Source organism: Streptomyces sp. NBC_00620, from assembly GCF_026341825.1.
Taxonomy (GTDB): Bacteria; Actinomycetota; Actinomycetes; order Streptomycetales; family Streptomycetaceae; genus Streptomyces.
Genome location: NZ_JAPENY010000003.1, coordinates 1,291,736 through 1,310,712 on the forward strand (window position 1 = coordinate 1,291,736; position 18,977 = coordinate 1,310,712).

Sequence of the window (18,977 nt, forward strand, 5' to 3'; positions counted from 1 at the left end):
GCGCGACTGGTCAGTGACCGCGGAACGCCTCCTCGAGCCACCAGGCACCGCGGTCGCTGACCACCTTGGCGTCGATCAGCAACGGCGCGGAGCGTGGCCCAACTACCCAGTCCTCTACGGCCTTCAGGTCCGCGGGCGTGCGCACGGTCACCGTCTCGAAGCCGTAGCCCCGGCCCACGGCCGCGATGTCCGTCGGCGGGAACTGGACCGTGCCGAGCGGGTGTCCGTCGGGCCCGAAGTGGTGGACCTCCGCTCCATAGGCGTCGTCGTTGTACACGACGACCACCATCGGCAGCCCGAGCCGCCGTACGGTGTCGAGTTCGACGGCGCTCATCAGCGCGCCGCCGTCACCCAGGGCGGCCACCGGCAGACGGTCCGGGTGGGCGAGCGCCGCGCCGATCGCGGTCGCGAGCCCGAGGCCGATCGACTGGAACGCCTGGGTGAAGCAGAGTCCGTTGTGGTCGGGGACCGACAGATACATGCTCGGGTAGCCCATGAAGTTGCCGGAGTCCACGCCGATCACCCGCTCGGCGGGGAGGAGGTCGTCGAGGGCGATGCTCAGCGTCCGGGGGTCGATCCGCTCACGGGTGCTGGTGTCCTCGTACGGCACATCCCGCCAGCGCACCCGTGCGGCGACGGCCGCCGCGATGTCGGCCGTCCTGTACCCCGGCCGCTGCCCGCCCGCCGCGTCGAGCACGCGCCGCGCCGTGAGTTCCACGTCGCCGGTGACGCCGAGGCGCACCTCCCGGTGTGCCCCGAGTGCCGACGTGTCGTCGTCGACCTGCACGACGGTGGTGTCCGGGCCGATCAGCCGGCCGTGCCGCATGGTCCACATGTTGAGCGCGCAGCCCCAGCCGACGACCAGGTCCGCCTCCTGGATCAACTCGGCTGCCAGCGGCGACGAGAAGCCGCCGGACACGTCGAGGGACCACGGGTTGCCGTGGAAGAGTCCGCGGGCGACGGCCGAGGTCGCGAGCAACGCACCGTAACGCTCGGCGAGTTCGGCGAGGGCGTCCCGCCCGCCGGACGTGCGCGCTCCCCGGCCGGCCACGAAGACCGGCCGTCGAGCCCGCTCCAGCAGCTCCGCCAGCGCCGCCGTGTCGGCGGCAGCCGGCTCGACCGCGGCCCGTGCGGGCGGCGGTGCGGCCAGGGCCGCCGCACCATCGGGGACATCCAGGGCCTGCACCTCCAGGGGGAGGTTGAGCAGCACGGTCCGCCGTTCGTGCAGCGCACGTCGTACGGCGGCGCACGCCTGCTCGACCGCGTCCTCCGCCGAGGTCACCCGCGCCGTGACCGCGCCCACCGCGTGCGCCAGTGCCTCCTGGTCGACGTAGAAATTGGATCGCGGCTCGGTCGCCTCGGCCGCCAACACCACAAGCGGCGTACGGCTCTTGGCGGCCTCGGTGATTCCGGTGAGGGCGTTGGTCAGGCCGGGGCCCTGGTGCACGGTCAGCGCCGCCACGGTGCCGCTCATCCGCGCGTACGCGTCGGCCATCGTCGCCGCGCCGCCCTCGTGGCGCGCGGCGACGAACCGCGAGCCCGCCGCGACCATGCCGTTGGTGAGATGGAAGTTGCCCGACCCGACGACACCGAAGACGCGGTCGATCCCGGCCGCGGCCAACGCCCGGCCGACGGCTTCCGCGACCTTCATCAGTGCTCGACCAGCGCGAGTACGCGTGCCGGAGCACCGGACCCGGACACGATGGGCAGCGGTCCCGCGACGACGACGGCACCGGTCGGCGGCAGCGCCGCCAGGTTCCGCAGCTGGGTCAGGCCGTACTTGCCGCTGCCCATGAGGTACGAGTGGCAGGGGAAGGCCGGGTCGAAGGAGTGCGCGGCTCCGGCGTCCGTGCCCACCGTCTCGACACCGAGGCCGATGACCGGCGCCTCCTCCGCCACCCAGCGGGCGCATTCCGGGGACAGGCCCGGGGTGTGCGGGCCGTTCTCGTCGGCGTTGAGGAACGGCTCCTGCGCGTGCGACCGGGCGTCCCAGCCGGTGCGCAGCAGCAGCCAGCCGCCGTCGGGCAGGGCTCCGTGCTCGGCTTCCCAGGCCTTCACGTGGTCCACCTCGACAAGGAAGTCGGGGTTCTCCGCCGCCTCGGCGGAGAAGTCGAGGACCGCGGCCGGCGCGATCAGCTTTCGCGCCGGGACCGACGCCACGTCGCCGAGGTCCTTCCCGGTGACCCAGTGGTTCGGTGCGTCGAAGTGGGTGCCGGTGTGCTCACCGCTGCGGAAGTTGTTCCAGTACCAGGCCGGACCCCGGTCGTCGTACCTGCTGATCTCCTCCAGTTCGAACACCGCGGTCTGGCCGAACTCCGGGGGCAGCTGGATCACCGGCGTGGACGCGGACAGCGGCGAGGTGAGGTCGACGACCTCGATCGCCCCCTCCCGCAACGCGGCCACCAGGGCGGGGAGGACGGACGGCTGGGGCATGTGGACCTCCTGGGACGACGACGCGTCACACATTCGCCGGTTCACGCGGCGGCGTCCAGCGCAGATGCACGTTCCGGTCGGACTCGTCGGCCCGCAGCAGCGAGAGCCGGGGCCGTACGGCGTCGGTGCGCGAGGTCGGCGGCTTGCGGCGACCGGCCGCGAACTGCACCGGCCACTGGGCGGCGTCGCCCCGGTACTCCTGCTCGGCCGCCGCGTGCAGGGTCCAGTGCGGGTCGTAGAGGTGGGTGCGGCCCAGGGCGCACAGGTCGGCGCGCCCCGCAAGGAGGATCGAGTTCACGTCGTCGTACGAGGCGATGGCGCCGACCGCGATGACCGCCGTCCCGGTGGCGGCGGCGACCTCGTGCCGGATCCGGTCGGCGAACGGTGTCTGGTAGGAACGGCCGTACGCGGGCCGCTCGTCCGCGGTGACCTGGCCCGAGGAGACGTCGATCGCGTCCGCGCCGTGGGCGATGAACGCGCGGGCGATCTCGACGGCGTCGTGCTCGGTGTTGCCGTCGGGCATCCAGTCGGTCGCGGAGAGCCGCACGATCATCGGCCGCCCGGCCGGCCAGGCGGCGCGCACGGCGTCGAAGACCTCAAGCGGGAACCGGAGCCGGTTCTCGAGCGTGCCCCCGCACTCGTCGGTGCGGTGGTTGGCGACCGGTGAGAGGAAGGAGGACAGCAAGTAGCCGTGCGCACAGTGGAGTTCGAGCAGGTCGAAGCCCGCCTCGGCACCTCGCCGCGCGGCGCCGACGAAGTCCTGGACGATCCGGTCCATGTCGGCGCGGGTCACCTCACGCGGAACGGCCGATCCGGCGCCGTACGGCAGTGGCGAGGGACCGACGGTCTCCCAATTGCCGTACGGCAGCGGGTCGTCCATGCCCTCCCACATGAGCCGGGTGGAACCCTTCCGGCCCGCGTGACCGAGCTGGAGGCCGATGCGCGCGGTGCTCCGCTCGTGGACGAAGGACACGACCCTCGCCCAGGAGTCGCGCTGTTCGTCGGTCCACAGCCCCGCGCAGCCGGGGGTGATCCGGCCCTCGGGCGAAGTGCAGACCATCTCCGTCATCACCAGTCCGGCGCCGCCCATGGCCTTGGAGCCGAGGTGGACGAGATGGAAGTCGCCGGGCACGCCGTCGACCGCGGAGTACATATCCATCGGGGAGACGATCACCCGGTTCTTCAGCTCCAACTCCCCCAGCCGGAAAGGCTGGAACATCGCCGGGGTACCGCCGTCGAGCCCCTTCCCCTGGGCGGCGGCGAAGGCGGTGTCGACACGGCCGGCGAACTCCTCGTCGCGGGCGCGGAGGTTGTCGTACGTGATGCGGCGCGACCGGGTGAGCAGGTTGAAGCAGAACTGGGTCGGCTCCTGGTGGACGTACATGCCGATGTTCTCGAACCACTCCAGCGAGGCCTGGGCGGCCCGCTGGGTGGACTCGACGACGGGCCGCCGTTCGGTCTCGTAGGCCGTCAACGCGGCCTCCACGTCAGGGTGTTCGTGCAGGCAGGCGGCGAGGGCGAGCGAGTCCTCCATCGCCAGCTTGGTCCCCGAACCGATCGAGAAGTGCGCGGTGTGCGCGGCGTCGCCGACGAGGACGAGGTTGCCGTGGTGCCACCGTTCGTTGCGTACGGTGGTGAAGTTGAGCCACTTCGAATTGTTGGCGAAGACCTGGTGGCCCGCGAGTTCCCCGGCGAAGAGTCCGCGGATGCGCTCGACGGCCTGCTCGTCGGAGACGCCCGGCGCGAACTCCACGCCCTCGGTGGCGTCGAAGCCGGCGCGGCGCCAGACGTCCTCGTGCATCTCGACGATGAAGGTGGAGCCGCCGTCGGAGTAGGGGTAGCCGTGGACCTGCATGGTCCCCCACTCGGTCTGCTTGACGAAGAACTGGAAGGCCTCGAAGACCCGGTCGGTGCCGAGCCACATGTACTTGTTGTGGCGCCGGTCCAGGGCGGGCCGGAAGACCTCCGAATGGGCCGCCCGGACACGGGAGTTGGCGCCATCTGCGGCGACCACCAGGTCGTACGAGGCGGACAGGCCGTCGGGGGCGGGCGTCCGGAAGCGCACGTCGACCCCGAGGGCGTGGCAGCGCTCCTGGAGCAGGCGGAGCAGCTCCTTGCGGCTCATGGCGGCGAAGCCCTGGCCGCCGACGGTGTGGCTCTCGCCGCGGAAGTGGATGTCGATGTCGGTCCAGCGGGCGAACCGCCGTGCCATGGCCTCGGCGAACTCGGTGTCGGCGTTCTCGATGCCGCCGAGTGTCTCGTCGGAGAAGACCACGCCGAAGCCGAAGGTGTCGTCGGGGGCGTTGCGCTCCCAGACGGTGATGTCGTGGGCCGGGTCGAGCTGTTTCATGAGAGCAGCGAAGTAGAGGCCGCCGGGGCCACCGCCAACGATCGCGATCTTCAAGGGGGTTGTTCCTCTCACTGCTCGCCGTCGGGCACGGCAGGCGCGGCGGCCTGCTGGGCTTCCTGTGCCTGCTCGGCTTCTACGATCTTTCGGAGTGCGAAGCGCTGGAGCTTGCCGCTGGTGTTGCGCGGCAGGGAGTCGCGGAACCGCACGTCACGCGGGTATTTGTAGGGAGCCAGGACCTGCTTGACGTGGTCCTGGATCTCCCTGGCCTTGGCAGCGTCGCCCGGCACACCCTCGCGGAGTACGACGAAGGCGCAGACGACCGAGCCGCGCTCGGCGTCGGGACGGCCGACGACGGCGGACTCCAGCACATCGGGGTGGGTGTCGACGGCGGCCTCGACCTCGGGTCCGCCGATGTTGTAGCCCGAGGAGACGATCATGTTGTCGCTGCGCGCCCGGTAGAAGAAGTAGCCGTCCTCGTCCCGGTGGAAGACGTCACCGGTGACGTTCCAGCCGTTGACGATGTAGTCCTTCTGGCGTTCGTCGTCGAGGTAGCGGCAGCCGACCGGACCGATGACGCCCAGCAACCCCGGTTCTCCGGGGCCGAGTTCCGCGCCGTCCGGGCCGAGGACGGCCGCGCGGTACCCGGGTACCGGCTTCCCGGTGGCGCCGGGCCGGATGTCGTCACCGGCGGCCGAGATGAAGATGTGCAGCAGTTCGGTGGCGCCGATGCCGTCGATGACCCTGAGTCCGAGTGTGTCGCGCAGCCGTTCCCAGGTGTCCTGGGCGATGTGTTCGCCGGCCGACACCCCTGTGCGCAGCCCGGCGAGCCGCTGTTCCTGGCCCGCTCGCACGATCGCCCGGTAGGCCGTGGGCGCCGTCGCGAGCACGGTGACGCCCTCCCGCTCGACGATCTCCGCGAGTTGCGGCGGGGTGGCGGCCTCGGTGAGCAGGGCGCAGGCCCCGGCCCGCAGCGGGAAGACGACGAGCATGCCGAGGCCGAAGGTGAAGGCGAAGGGGGCGGTACAGGCGACCAGATCTTCCGGGACGAGGTTCAGCGTGTGGCGGCCGAAGGTGTTGTCGATGGAGAGGATGTCGCGGTGGAAGTGCATGGTGATCTTCGGGACACCGGTGCTGCCGGACGTCGGCCCGAGGAGCGCGACGTCGTCCGCCGCGGTCTCCACGTTGGTGAACTCGCCCGACTTGGCCGCGGCTCGGCCGACGAGATCCTCCGGCCCTGTGCCGCCGAACTCCACGACCGTGAGCGACGGCAGCGTGGTGTCGCGGACGGCGTGGGCGTCCTCGGCGAACCGGTGGTCCACCAGAGCTATGGAGGGCCGGGTCCGCTCGACGACCGGGGCGATCTCGCGGGCCCGCAGTGCGGCCATGGTGGTCACGACGACGCCACCGGCCTTGAGCGCGCCGAGCCAACAGGCCACCGCCCAGGGGTTGTTGGGCGACCGCAGCATGACGCGCTGCCCGGGGACCAGTCCGAGGTCCTCGGTCAGCACCTGGGCAACTTGGTTGGCCCGCTTGAGGAGTTGGCCGTACGTCCAGGTCTCCCCGGCCGGCGTACGCAGCGCCGGGCGGTCCGCCCCGTACGTCGATACAGGGATGTCGATGAGCTCGGTGGCGGCGTTGAGCCGGTCCGGGTAGTGGAGTTCGGGCGTGGTGAACTCGATCGTCGGCCACAGGTGCGCGGGCGGCAGATGGTCGCGGGCGAAGGTGTCCAGGTGTGCCGAGGCCGAGAGGCTCGGATGGGATTCCGGATGGGGATTCGGGAGAGGTGACGGAGGAATCAACGGAGGAGTCCTTCCGGGCGCCCGCCGACGGGGGCGGCGGGTCAGGCGGTGCGGATCATGCCCTCCTGGACAACTGTGGCCAGGTGACGGTGGTCGCGCGTGAAGAAGCGGCCCGTGCCCAGTCCGCGGCCGGCGTCCGCGGCCACCGCTTCCTGGACGTAGAGGAGCCAGTCGTCCACCGGTCCGGGGCGGTGGAACCACATGGCGTGGTCGAGGCTGGCGGTGATGAGCCCGGGCTTGGCCCACGGCAGGTCGAGCACCCGCAGGACGGGTTCGAGGATCGTGTAGTCGCACACGTACGCGAGCGCGGCCAGGTCCCGCTGGGCGTCGGTCAGCCCCTCGACGGACCGCAGCGGGTCGAACGGCTTCAGCCACACCGCCTGGTGCGGCAGCTGCTTCCCCTCGACGGTGAGGTAGACCGGGCCGGGCACATGCCGCATGTCGAAGCTGCGGCCGCCTGACCAGTAGGCCTTCGACTCCTCGGTCATCGTGCCGCCGGAGCGCTCCGCGAGGTAGGCGGCCGAGTCGGGCAGCTCCTCGGGACCCGGTACGACCTCGGCGAGTTGCGTCCCGAAGGTCCCGCCGGGCTCCCCCGCCGCGAAGTTGGCCAGACAGACGTAGAGGGGCTTGCCGTTCTGGTAGCCGCGTACCTGGCGGGTGCTGTAACCCCGGCCGTCGCGCAGCACTTCCACCTCGTACCGCACGCTCGCCCCGATGTCGGCCGGGCGCAGGAAGTAACTGTGCATCGAGTGCAGCGTCTTGCCGTCGGACACCGACCGCATCGCCGCGGCGGCGGCCTGGGCGACCAGGTCGCCGCCGTACGCCTTGGGCCAGGGGCACGGCTGGGTGACGGCGGTGAAGGCGAGGTCGAAGTGCTCGGGCTCGGCGGCCGTCAGCGCGATGGCCGCGGTGAACGTCTCCGAGGTGAAGTCGGCGGCGGTCATCGGTCGAGCCAGTCACGCAGGTCGGCGTCGGCGACGTCGGGGAGGTTCACGACGATGTTCTCCGGTGTGCGGGTGGTCATCCACGTCAGCGGTTTGGTGCGGGAGAGGTTGCACTCGACGTGCGGCATGAAGGGCGGCACGAAGACCCAGTCACCCTCCTCCATGTCGACGTAGTCCTCGAACTTCTCGCCGAAGTAGATGCGCGCCCGGCCCGACAGGACGTAGCCGCCGGTCTCGGCCTCGCCGTGGTGGTGGGTGACCGAGCGGTAGCCGGGATCGTTGCTGACCTTGCCGAACCAGAGTCTGGTGGCCGGAGTGTGCTGAATGCTCACGCCCGAGATCCGGACGGCCCCGCCCGAGTCCGCGGTGCCCCCGTCCTCGGAGCCGCCGCGGGTCACGACAGGGGCGACGAGACCGCTGGGCAGTCGGTACATCGAGTTGTCGCCTTCGAGGCGGTACTTGCTGAGGTCGGGCTCCACGGGTCGGCTCCGTTTCGGTCGTGGTGGGACGGGCCGTTGACGCGCCGGTTCCGGTGCTGCCGGGTGAGCGGGACCGAGCGCGTCATGTCTCGTATTTTTCACCGTCGTCATTTATTGTCAATACGCATCGCCGGACGGATCGGAACCCGGTCCGAACTCCCCTGGAGGCCCGCCGCATGACATCCCCCGTCGCCGTGAACCCGGACGCCCTTCCGACCCCGCGCGGCTACTCACACGGAACCCTCGCGGGAAACACGCTCCACCTGGGCGGACAGACCGCCCTCGACGCCGACATGAAGATCGTGCCGGGCGGCATCGTCGAGCAGTTCCGCCAGGCCTTCGGCAATCTGCTGACCACGCTCCGCGAGGTGGGGGGCGAGCCCGGGGACCTGGTCAGCGTGACCATCTACCTCACCGACATCCCCGACTACCAGGCCCACGGCAAGGAGATCGGCGAGGTCTGGCGCGAACTCGCCGGCCCCGTGTACCCGGCCATGGCCGGTATCGGCTGCACGGCCCTGTGGCAGCCCGAGGCGATGATCGAGATCCTCGGGGTGGCGGTGATCCCCGAGGACCGGCTCCGGGCGCCGCGCGGATAAGCGGTGCGCACCCGCGGTTCTTCAGGGACCCGCAGGTACGGTTATCCCGCCCCGTGGACGACCACCATCGCGTGCTCACGCGCCGGCCCGCCCAGCGCCTCGTTCAGCTCGTCGAACATCGCTCCCGCCGTCACCCCGTTCCACCCCGGGGGCAGCAGCGACAGCGGGAGTCCCGGATCGCGGTAGGGCAGCCGCCGCCACTGGGTGAGCATCGGGATGTACGTCCGGAACGCCTCCAGGGGCGTCGTCCCGTGCGCCGACGTCCGGTCGAGGACGGGGCGGTAGCGGCGCAGGAAGTCGGCGTACAGCGCGGTGAGTTCGTCCAGGTCCCACCACGTGCGGACCTTCGACCGCAGGTCCCCGAAGGCGAAGTGGTCGCCGCTGAAGATGTCCACGTACGCGGACAGCCCGCGGCGCTCCAGGGTCCGACGCGTCTCCCCCGCCAGGTTCCCCGGCGCCACCCACACCCCGGGGGCCGCGGTGCCGAAGCCCAGGCGGGTCAGGCTCGTGCGCAACGCGTGCCGCTTCTCGCGCTCGGACTCGGGCACGGAGAACACGACCACCAGCCAGCCGTCGTCCGCGACGGCCCGGGCCCGCTCGAAGATCCGCACGTCGCCCTCGGCGAGCACCTCCAGGGTCGGGTCCGCGAGGGAGTAGCCCGCCGCGTTCTCGTGGCGTTCGCTACGGAGCACCCCGCGACGCTTCAGCCGGGAGATCGCGGACCGTACGGCCTGCCCCTCCGCCCCGAGGTCCGCCATGAGCCGCACCACGGAGGCGACCGAGAGCCAGTTGTGCTCGCCTCGCGCGTACAGGCCGAAGACCGTGATGATCAGCTGGCCGAGGCGGGTGTCGCCACCGCCGGCGGCGACCGTGGCCGGCTGAAGATCCGCTGTCATGCCAGCACGATAGCCATCAGTCGCCGTCGGCGAACACGCCGCGGGCGCCCGCGGTGTCTGTCAACGGTTCTCCTGGCCCTGTCACTGCCCAGCCGTAACGTGGCCGCGTGACCTCACACATACAGTCCTACGCCTACTTACACCCGTCGGCCGTGCACGAGTCCACGGCCGGGCGGCGCACCCTCGGGCTTGAGACCTCCGGTGGTGCAACGCCGGCCGGCGAGGCGGCCAATCCGCGGTTGTTCAGCGGCTTCCTGACAGCGCCGGCCGCCACGGCGGCGGCATTGCTCACCGTCGCCGACATCGCGGCCACCCGCTTCTACCAGCCGGCCGCGCCGGCCTCGCTGGACCCGGTGGTGACGGCCGACGGTGACCGGCTGCGGATGGAGTCATTCTCCGGCTGCTGCGGCGCCTACGCCCGCCTCGACGTGCTCGCGCCGGGCCTCGACGGCGACGACGTCGGCCACGGCACGACCAACGTCGACATCAACTCCCCCCTCAGGCGGGCGCTCGCCAGGCTCGGCGGGCTTGATCCACTGCATCTGACGGTCGGACCCGACGAGTTGGCGGTCACCACCTTCGACGGCCGGTTCGTGGAGAAGCAGGTCCCGCTGCCGGAGCGCTGGTTACGCGGCTTCGCCGAGGCACAGGTACTCGCGGCGGGTTTCACCCTGCGCGCCGAGGTACCGGCCGCGGAGGCGGCCGCCTTCCTGCGGACCCTTCCACGGCCCACTCTCCGGTCCAGTGCCCGTACGACGCGCTGGGTGGTGCCCGTGGGCGGCCGCACGCTGCGCCCCACGAGCAGGCCGGCGCCGGACGCCGTGTGCCTGCCGGGCCCCGAACGACTGCTGGCGCTCCAGCAGGTGCTGCGGCATGCGACGACCGTGCGCGTGTACGCCCCGGACCTCGCGGAGTCCGACGCGGCAGCCGTCACCTGGGAGCTCCAACTACCCGGCATGCGGCTGACGTTGATGCTCTCCCAGAACGCCTCACGGGGGTTCTCCGGCGAGGGCGGCGTACTCCACGACCTCGCCACCGGCACGGCGGCGGACGACGCGGACCTGGTCTCGGCGCTGCTGGCCTGGGAGCCGAGGATCGACGTGGCCGAGCTTTCCGGGCAGGCGGACCTGCCCGCCGACCGGGTGCGTGCCGCGCTGACGGTGCTCGGGGCGTCCGGCCAGGTCGGCTACGACCTCGCGGAGGAGGCGTACTTCCACCGGCACCTGCCGTACTCGGCGGGCGACGCGGAGGCGCGCAACCCCAGGCTGCGGCGCGCGCGGGCACTGGTCGCGGACGGGGCCGTACGGCTGGACGGCGCACTGGCGTCGGTCGGCAGGGGCGACCAGGGCCATCTCGTACGCGCCGACGACACGGGACGGCTGAGCTGTACGTGTCTGTGGTGGGCGAAGTACCGGGGAGGACGCGGGCCGTGCACGCACGCGCTCGCCGTGCGCATGGTCCGGGACACGGCGACGGAGGCCGCACGATGAAGCTGATGGAACGTGTGGCGGCCGGCGATGTCGGCGGAGTGGTCCGGGAACTGGGTGAGCTGACGCCGGATCAGCGAGGGGCGTGCGCCGCCGAGTTGACGGCCCTGTTCGAGGTCATCGTCCGGCGTGAGAACACGGAGGCGGAGAGGATCGCCCTGTTCGCCGCCCGACTGGGATGTCAGGTCACCCCCGAGGCCACGGCGGCCTGGATCCGGACGTACCCGTACTTCACGATGGACACCTGGACAGTGGACCTCCTGGACCTGTACCCCGTCGCATGGCGGACCGAGTTGGTCGCGCACCTCGGCGAACAGGCGACGACAGCCGGCGCGGTGTTCGCGGTCACCGAGCACCTCGTCCGCGACACCGGCTGTTCGCCGCCGGCCTCGCACGAGTTCGTCCTGGCCTGGCTGTACGACCGCGCCGACGGCCGGGAGCGGCGCCCGCGGGTGCTGGGCGGAGCACCGGGTGCCGACTTCCTGGAGCGGCTGCGCGCTGACGACTTCACCCCGAAGCTACTCCCACTGGCCGTGGCCCGACCGGGGCGCCTCCTCTTCGGCTGGCACACGTCTCAACGGCCGCTGGAAGCGCTCATCGGTCTCACTGCCGAAGGCGTCGTGGACCGTGACGAGCTGATCCACAACCTCTTCGCGGACATGGTCGGCGATCCGCCGCACGGGACGCAGGCGGTGGTCACGCTGGAAGCATTCGCGCTCAGCCCTGCGGAACACGCCGGGGTGGCCCGCGAACGCGCCGCGCTGGTCGACCACCTTCTCGGGCGTCTCCTCGAAGACGGTACGCGCATGGAGATCGCGCCCTTCCTGGTGTTCCTGCGGGCCCTGGCCTCCACACCGGCCGAGAAGGCGCTCGTGGTGAGGGACTACCTGGCGCTGCTCGACCGGTCGTTGCCGGTGGCCACCTACGCCCAGGAGGTCCTGACCGGCCTTGACGAGGCGGGGCTGCTGGAGCCCGGGTTGTTCACCGAGGCGTGCGAACGGGTCCTGCTCCGCCCGGAGAAGAAACTGGTGCGCGCACAGCTCGGCTGGCTCGGCCGGGTGGCGCGGCGGGATCCGGCGCGGGCGGGCCGGGTGCTGGTCGACGCGGCGACGACGTTCGGCCACCGCGAGATGACACTGCAGGAGCAGGCGCTCAAGCTGGTCGCGAAACATCTCAAGGCCGCCGACGACTCGGTGCTGCCGGAGCTGCGGGCGGCCGCCGAACAGCTCAGCCCGGGGCTGTCGGCGCGGGCCGCCGAACTGCTCGGCACGGCCCAGGATGCCGTGACCGAGCCGTACGCCGACGTACTGCCCTCCGTTCCCGAACCCCGCCCAGTGCCGGGTCCCATCGCGACGGCCGCCGAGGTCGCACAGGAGGTCGCGGCGGTCGTCGCGAACGACAGGGACGTGGTGGCGTTCGAACGCGCCCTGGACGGACTGGTCCGGCACGCCCACCTCGACCGGACCGCACTGGCCGATGCCCTGAAGCCGGTCATGCGCAGGGAACCGAAAAGCCATGTCGACTGGGTGCAGTCCGACCTCTACGACGTGGCGAGCGCGGTGCGGGGCGACGAGCCGAGGAGACGGGCCGTGATGATGCAGCGGGCCGTCCACGTCACGCAGACCGGCCCGAGTCAAACCCACTCTCTGGCCGGTTCGATGCTCGCGGCACGCCTGACCGAGGCGATGGACGTCATCGAGTCCGGTGCACAGCCGTTCCTCCTTGCCGTGCCGACCCTCGCCACCGGCGCGCTGGACGCCGCCGTACTGGTGGAGCGGATCTCGGCGCTCGACAAACTCGGCGTCACCCCCGCGCCGGTCGACCTGGCACAGGCTCTGCTGCGCGTCACCCCGACATCGGACGAGCAGGTGCTGAGTGCGGCCGAGGCTCTCGGTTCCGACGCCGGACAGCGGCTGGCACGCTGGCTGCGCGAGGGCGGCCCGGCGCACCAGGATTCGGAGCCGAAGGGGTGGCCCCACTGCAAGCCGCCGAAGCCCGCGTCGCAGGGGTGGTGGACACCTGCGCGGCCCGGTGTGGTCATCGATCCCCCGCTCCCGCCGGTCGCCGCGGCCCTGATCGGGCCGTACGTCGGCAACCGGGGGCTGGCCGACCCGATGGCACCCTTCTGGGTGGCGCAACTCCCGTACCACCGCGATGAGTTGATGGCACGCGACTACTTCGAGCCGCGCGTGTCCCAGCGAGGGTGGCCCCGCAACCTGCCGTTCGTCGTGGAGTCCGGCGGCCCGGCGGGCTACTCGGTGCACCTCGCCCTGGCGTTCGGACTGCTCTGGGAGCCGGAGAGCGACTCGGCGGTGGACGCCATGCTGGTACTCGCCGCACGGCGGCAGCTGGACGCGGGACTGCTCGGACGGCAGCTCGAGGCTCTGCTGAACCACGGGTTGCCCCACGCGGACAAGGCAGGCGGCTCGCTGCGGGCCGCCGCCGAGACGGGCGCCTACGCCACCGTGTGGTCCGTACTCGAAGCCGCCCTGCCCGGCCTGCTGCGCGACACCCCGGTCCGGGGCACGGCGGCCCTGCTGGCACTCGCCGTCGAGTGCGCTTCGCGGTGCGCGGCCAAGGGAGAGAGCGCCGAGGTCACGGCGGTGGCCGGGCGCAGCGCGTCGAGCCAGACGGTGAAGAACGCCAGGTTGCTGCGTGATGCGTTGCGCTGAGTTGCTGCGTGATGCGTTGCGCTGAGTTGCTGCGTGACGCGTTGCGCTGAGGGGACGCGGGAACGGTCCCGCCCGATTTCGGGCGGGACCGTCGCCACGGCTACCGGGCGGCCGGTGCTCCGTCGGACGCCAGGCCCGATGCCGACGCCGGGGCGTAGCCGACGGGCCGGGTGGTGAAGACTCCCCGGCCCTGCGTCCGGCTGCGCAACCGGGTCGCGTAACCGAACAGCTCGGCCAGCGGCACGGTGGCGGTGATCACCACCGTGCCCGTGCCCGCCCCGCCTCGTGCGGTCGAGCCGGAGACCCGGCCGCGCCGGGCGGCCAGGTCGCCGAGCACCCCGCCGACGGCGTCGTCGGGCGCGGTGACCGTGACCTCGACCACCGGTTCCAGAAGGACGACCGCGCAGGCGCGCAGTGCCTCCCGGAGCGCGAGCCGCCCGGCCGTCCGGAACGCCATCTCCGAGGAGTCCTTCGGATGAGTCGCGCCGTCGGTCAGGACAACTCGCAGCCCCGTCACCGGATGACCGCCGAGCGGCCCTTCGCCCAACGCGTCCCGGCAACCGGCCTCCACGGCCCGGACGTACTCCTGCGGTACGCGTCCACCGACGACGACCGACCGGAACTCGAAGCCCGTCGCACCGTCACCGGCCGTGCCCGAGGGGACCGGCAGCGGTTCCACATCGAGGACGACATGCGCGAACTGACCTGCGCCACCGTCCTGTTTGACGTGCCGGTGGACGTGTCCGGTGACCCCGCGTGCGACCGTTTCCCGGTACGCCACCTTCGGCCGGCCGACCCGGACGTCCAGCCCGTGGGCGCGCCGGATCTTCTCCACCGCCACCTCCAGATGCAGTTCGCCCATGCCGGACAGCACGGTCTGACCGGTTTCGGGGTCGGTCCGTACGACCAGCGAGGGATCCTCCTCGACCAGCCGCACCAGCGCCGACACCAGTCGGTCCGTTTCGGTCCGGGCACTGGCCTCGACCGCGACGGAGACGACCGGTTCGGCCGTGCTCGGCGGTTCGAGGACCAGCGGAGCCCCGGGCGCGCACACGGTCGCACCGGCACGGACGGCCTTCAGCCCGACCACCGCGACGATGTCCCCGGCCACCGCCCGGTCCAACCGGTCGTGGCGGTCGGCCTGGACGCGCAGGATCCGCCCGATCCGCTCGGTGCGCAATGCGCCCGCGTCCCAGACAGCCACAGCCTCTCCCTTCCGGATCGTTCCCGAGTACACACGCAGGTAGGTCAGCCGCCCGGTGGAGGTGGCGTTCACCTTGAACGCCAGCGCCGCGAACGGCGCCGCCGGATCGGCGGCCCGCTCCTCCTCCCCGCCGTCCCGGCCCCGGACACCGCGCACGGCGGGCACGTCCAACGGCGAGGGCAGGTACGCCACCACGGCGTCCAGCAGCGGTTCGATCCCCCGGTTCCGGTAGGCCGAGCCGCACAGCACGACCACACCGTCACCGGTACGGGTCAGGTCGCGCAGCGCGCCTTCGAGGGTCCGCGCGGAGAGGCCGGACTCCGCGCAGAACTCCTCGAATGCGCCGGGATGGAGTTCGGCGACCGCTTCCTCCAGCACCCGACGCCGCCGCCGGGCCTCTTCGAGCAGGCCATCGGGTACGGGCCCCTCCTCGACCGAGTCGCGGCCTTCGGCCCAGACCAACGCACGCATACGCAGCAGATCGACGACCCCGCTGAACCCGTCCTCCGCGCCGATCGGCAACTGCACGACCAGCGGGGCCGGATGCAGCCGCTCCCGGATCGACTCGACCGCCGCGTCGAGGTCGGCGCCGGCACGGTCCAGCTTGTTGACGAACGCGATACGGGGCACCCCGTACCGGTCGGCCTGCCGCCACACCGACTCACTCTGCGGCTCGACCCCCGCGACGGCGTCGAACACCGCGATCGCCCCGTCGAGCACCCGCAGCGACCGCGCGACCTCATCGGAGAAGTCGACGTGTCCCGGGGTGTCGATGAGATTGATCCGATGCCCGTCCCAGGCACAACTCACCGCTGCGGCGAAGATGGTGATGCCACGGTCACGCTCCTGGGAGTCGAAGTCGGTGACGGTAGTGCCGTCATGGACCTCACCCCGCTTGTGCGTGGTCCCGGTGACATACAGGATCCGCTCGGTGACGGTGGTCTTGCCGGCGTCGACGTGGGCGAGGATGCCCAGATTACGGACGGCGGTGAGCGGGTTGACGAGATCGCGGTGCAGTTCGGTACGCACGGCCCATGGCCTTTCAGGATGATCCAGAAGGGGTCGGCGCAATTCCCGGACGAACGGACCATGGCCTACGGGCACTCCGGCACGGGCGCAACCACAGAAGGACGCGCATGCGGGGCGTGCAGAGATCAGGCGTTCGTCAGGGCCATCCGGTCCCGGCCGCGCAGCCGGCACCGGACACCCGAAGACACGAGGATCACCTCGTACCGCGACGGGGGAACAACAACAGCGGTGCGGTAACGCATGGCCGGGCTCCCCTCGTTCGTCACGGGGCGCGCCGCGGTGATGCGCGGCACGCGTTGTGGGGCGAGTGTAGGGAACCAGGCCGGGGGCAGGACACCGGATTTTTCCGCCTCTCGCCGTCACTCTCCCCCACGCCGCTGTTCCGGGCGGGCAGGCGCGATGATGGTGGGGGCGTGGCCGGGTGGTGCGGGGCTGTCCGCTCCGAGTACTTGGCAGCGCGCCGGACCGTGCCGGGACCACAGTGCGGCCGTCCACGCGCAGAGCAGTGCGTCGATGAGGTCCTCCCGGTGCTTGTAGTCGGCGGCCCGTTGGGGTGAGGGCTCGTCGAGCAGCCGGCGGGAGACCGGGTGGGAGGCGAGCAGCAGGGGCGGATCGGCGGTGGCCAGGCCCGCCATGCGCGCGATCAGCCTGTCGCACTCCGCTGCCCTCACCGCTCGCCATTGTGCCGTCGGCACGCGCGCCGGCCGGCGCTTGTACGTGGGGCGTTCCTGGTCGTAGCCCAGCTCGTGGGCCCCGACCAGAGTCGTGTACGGATAGCACTCGGACATGACCGTCCCGCCCGTCGGCGGCCCGCCCCTGCCGTCGTCGTAGACCCAGCCGGACTTCTCCAGCCCCTCCCGCAGGAGAACACCGGCGAGGCGCGGAGAGCTCTGGTTGGTGCTGTTCGCGCTCACCTTCCAGCGTCCGTACCGCTGACCGACCTCCCGCTCGCACGGCCGCTGCCCGGCCGGATTGTCGACGACCAGCGGTGCGTCCACGAAGGCCAGGGCGGATCCGTCGGCGGCTGTCCTGGCAAGCCACGACATCGTCTCCTCGAGACCACGGGTCCAGCCGCACTCGAGCACCACGCCGCTACGGTCGACAGCAGCTACCCCGGTCTCGTTGGGCCTGGCGCGAGTTCCGCCGTGCGCCCAGGCGAGGTCAATGCCGATGAACCGCTCTGTCTCCATGCAGCGGTGGTACCAGATGACGACGGGCTCATTAAAGAAACGCTTGCGTTTCGTTCGCGGCCACCGTAGCTTATGTGTACGAAACCGTTTCGTATTGATGGGAGCCCGGGGCGTGCCCAGTCGCAGCAGTAGCAAGCCCGAGGTGCCGCGTGGGGCGGGGTCCGAGGGGCTGGTCCTGACCGTCGTAGCGCGGGCTTCGCGATGACGGCCTCTCCGGTGTTCCTGGCCGTCGCCCTCTCCCTGGTCTCCGCGGTCTGTTACGCCACAGCCGCTGTGGTCCAGGAACGGACAGCTGCCGGAACGCCGGACCTGCGGGACGCGCTCACCCGTGTCTCGTGGTGGTGGGCCGTCCTCCTCAACGCCACCGGTGCACTGCTGCACGTGGTCGCCCTGCGGTACGGGCCGCTGACCCTGGTGCAGCCGCTCGGCGCGCTGACCCTCGTGGTGGCGGTGCCCCTGGGCTCGCTGGCCGCCCGCCGCCGGACCTCGGGCACACAGTGGCGCGGCATGGCCCTCACCCTCGTCGGGCTGACCGCGCTACTGACCGCCACCGCCTCGGGCAACGCGCCGGACAGCACCCTGCGCACCACCGAGGTGCTGCTGATCGCACTCGCCGCCGCCACCGCCATCCTGGCGCTCATCCGCATCGCCCCGAGCGGCCTCGGCTTCGCGGCGGCCTCCGGCATCGCCTCCGGAGTCGGCTCCACGCTGGCCCAGAAACTCGCCGTAGGGCCGGCGGTGTCCTGGAGCGCGGCCGTGGTGGCGGTCCTCACCGTCTCGTTCGCCGCGGCGGGGCTGATGCTCTCGCAGAAGGCGTACCGCAGCGGCCTCGGCGGCCCGCTCGCCCTGCTCACCCTCGTCAACCCGGTCACCGCGTCCGTCATCGGCATCACCCTGCTCGGCGAAGGCTTCCAGTACGGCGCGACCGGCACCCTGCTCGCCCTCGCCGGCGCCGCGGCGGCCGCCCGCGGTGTGGTCCTGCTCAGCCGGTCCCAGTCCCACCACGACCATCCCGACGGCGGCTACGGCCGGCCGCGCGTACCACGCCCGGCAAAGGCGGAAACCGTGCCAGGGCTGCGGCCCACACGGCTTTTCACCGGCACGAGCCGGGCCACCTGAAATGGAGAACACGAACATGACGACTCTTCAACTGCGTCCTCTGACGACCGTGCGTGCGGCGGGGCTGGTGGACGTACCCGCCGTGGTGCGCCTGATCGCCCCGTCGCCCCCTGCCTCGCTTCCGGCCCCTGACCCGGTTCTGGAGGACTGCGCGCTGGACTGGGAGCAGACACAGAGCGCCATGCGGCTGGTACTGGCCCACCATGCCCTCGAAGAGGGCCAGGTATGGGTGGCCGAGCGTGAGGACGGCACACTTCTCGCGGCCGCCGTCTGGCTGCCGCCGGGCGCCGGGTCCGAGCCCCCCGACACCCGCTTCAGCAGCCTTTTCTCCCGGGAGCTCGCCACCCGCCCGCAGGAACGCCCGGTCCTGGCGACGGGGCTGAAGGGGGCGTGGCCCGACGGGCCGCACTGGAAGGTGGTCGTCGTCGGCGCGCTGGACGACACGAGCGCCTGGGACCACACCGTCGCCGCCGACCTGCTGGCCCCGGGGCTGCGTGCCGTCGACAGCCAGGCCGCCACCGCCGTCGCGGTCACGACCTCCGCCCGCCACGGTGACCAGCTGCGGCCTCTCGGGTTCCGCCGGCCGCGTGAGGTCCGCTCGCTGCCGGGCGCGAGCGCGTGGCTGACGACTCGTCAACCGCAGGGACGGGCGGGCCGCTGACGGGGCGCTCACACGCACTGGCGGAACGGGGCAGGGCCCCTTCGTGGAACTCTCCAGCCAGTACGTCCGAGCAGACCGGTCAGGATTCGAGAAGCGCCGACCTTCGAACCGCGCC

General features: G+C 71.7%; 15 protein-coding genes. 5 read left to right on the forward strand and 10 right to left on the reverse strand.

Annotation, left to right across the window (positions count from 1 at the left end):
- Positions 1-10 precede the first annotated feature (10 nt).
- From OG246_RS37025 to OG246_RS37050, 6 genes are read right to left on the reverse strand one after another with little or no spacing between them, the layout of a single operon-like run.
- The gene (locus tag OG246_RS37025) at positions 11-1,651 is read right to left on the reverse strand and encodes a thiamine pyrophosphate-binding protein (RefSeq protein WP_266473200.1); all 1,641 of its coding nucleotides are present in this window, start codon (positions 1,649-1,651) and stop codon (positions 11-13) included.
- Positions 1,651-2,433, reverse strand: a complete 783-nt coding sequence (locus OG246_RS37030) for a cyclase family protein (protein WP_266473202.1) — start codon at positions 2,431-2,433, stop codon at positions 1,651-1,653. Before OG246_RS37030 ends, OG246_RS37025 begins: the two co-directional genes overlap by 1 nt.
- Before the next feature lie 25 nt (positions 2,434-2,458).
- The gene (locus OG246_RS37035) at positions 2,459-4,837 is read right to left on the reverse strand and encodes a bifunctional salicylyl-CoA 5-hydroxylase/oxidoreductase (RefSeq protein ID WP_266473204.1); all 2,379 of its coding nucleotides are present in this window, start codon (positions 4,835-4,837) and stop codon (positions 2,459-2,461) included.
- A 14-nt stretch (positions 4,838-4,851) separates the two neighbouring features.
- Complete coding sequence (locus tag OG246_RS37040) at positions 4,852-6,582, reverse strand: AMP-binding protein (RefSeq protein WP_266473205.1); 1,731 nt, start codon at positions 6,580-6,582, stop codon at positions 4,852-4,854.
- A 41-nt stretch (positions 6,583-6,623) separates the two neighbouring features.
- Positions 6,624-7,526: an acyl-CoA thioesterase II gene (locus tag OG246_RS37045; protein WP_266473207.1), complete on the reverse strand. Its 903-nt coding sequence runs from the start codon at positions 7,524-7,526 to the stop codon at positions 6,624-6,626.
- Positions 7,523-8,005, reverse strand: coding sequence for a cupin domain-containing protein (locus OG246_RS37050; protein WP_266473210.1), 483 nt, complete (start codon positions 8,003-8,005; stop codon positions 7,523-7,525). Before OG246_RS37050 ends, OG246_RS37045 begins: the two co-directional genes overlap by 4 nt.
- A gap of 176 nt (positions 8,006-8,181) precedes the next feature.
- Between OG246_RS37050 and OG246_RS37055 the strand changes: the two genes are divergently transcribed.
- Positions 8,182-8,604: a RidA family protein gene (locus OG246_RS37055; RefSeq protein WP_266473212.1), complete on the forward strand. Its 423-nt coding sequence runs from the start codon at positions 8,182-8,184 to the stop codon at positions 8,602-8,604.
- A 41-nt stretch (positions 8,605-8,645) separates the two neighbouring features.
- Here OG246_RS37055 and OG246_RS37060 read toward each other — a convergent pair whose 3' ends face one another.
- Positions 8,646-9,500, reverse strand: a complete 855-nt coding sequence (locus OG246_RS37060) for a PaaX family transcriptional regulator C-terminal domain-containing protein (RefSeq protein ID WP_266473213.1) — start codon at positions 9,498-9,500, stop codon at positions 8,646-8,648.
- Between the two features lie 107 nt (positions 9,501-9,607).
- Between OG246_RS37060 and OG246_RS37065 the strand changes: the two genes are divergently transcribed.
- Positions 9,608-10,990: an SWIM zinc finger family protein gene (locus OG246_RS37065; RefSeq protein WP_266473216.1), complete on the forward strand. Its 1,383-nt coding sequence runs from the start codon at positions 9,608-9,610 to the stop codon at positions 10,988-10,990.
- Positions 10,991-10,995: 5 nt separating this feature from the next.
- Complete coding sequence (locus OG246_RS37070) at positions 10,996-13,659, forward strand: DUF6493 family protein (protein ID WP_266473218.1); 2,664 nt, start codon at positions 10,996-10,998, stop codon at positions 13,657-13,659.
- 100 nt (positions 13,660-13,759) lie between these two features.
- Here OG246_RS37070 and fusA read toward each other — a convergent pair whose 3' ends face one another.
- The 3 genes from fusA to OG246_RS37085 form a co-directional block, all read right to left on the reverse strand.
- Entirely contained in the window at positions 13,760-15,892 is a 2,133-nt protein-coding gene (fusA, locus tag OG246_RS37075; RefSeq protein ID WP_266473220.1) for an elongation factor G, read from the reverse strand.
- A 125-nt stretch (positions 15,893-16,017) separates the two neighbouring features.
- Positions 16,018-16,185 (reverse strand): hypothetical protein, encoded by a 168-nt coding sequence (locus tag OG246_RS37080; RefSeq protein ID WP_266473222.1) that lies wholly within the window; start codon positions 16,183-16,185, stop codon positions 16,018-16,020.
- 66 nt (positions 16,186-16,251) lie between these two features.
- Positions 16,252-17,082, reverse strand: a complete 831-nt coding sequence (locus OG246_RS37085; RefSeq protein WP_266473223.1) for a DUF429 domain-containing protein — start codon at positions 17,080-17,082, stop codon at positions 16,252-16,254.
- Between the two features lie 201 nt (positions 17,083-17,283).
- Here OG246_RS37085 and OG246_RS37090 point away from each other — a divergent pair, with 201 nt between their 5' ends.
- Together OG246_RS37090 and OG246_RS37095 are read left to right on the forward strand one after the other, a co-directional pair.
- Positions 17,284-18,201 (forward strand): DMT family transporter, encoded by a 918-nt coding sequence (locus tag OG246_RS37090; protein ID WP_266473224.1) that lies wholly within the window; start codon positions 17,284-17,286, stop codon positions 18,199-18,201.
- A 16-nt stretch (positions 18,202-18,217) separates the two neighbouring features.
- Positions 18,218-18,862 carry a hypothetical protein gene (locus OG246_RS37095; RefSeq protein ID WP_266473226.1) on the forward strand — a complete coding sequence of 215 codons (645 nt, stop codon included), beginning with the start codon at positions 18,218-18,220 and terminating at the stop codon, positions 18,860-18,862.
- The last annotated feature ends 115 nt before the right edge of the window (positions 18,863-18,977 follow it).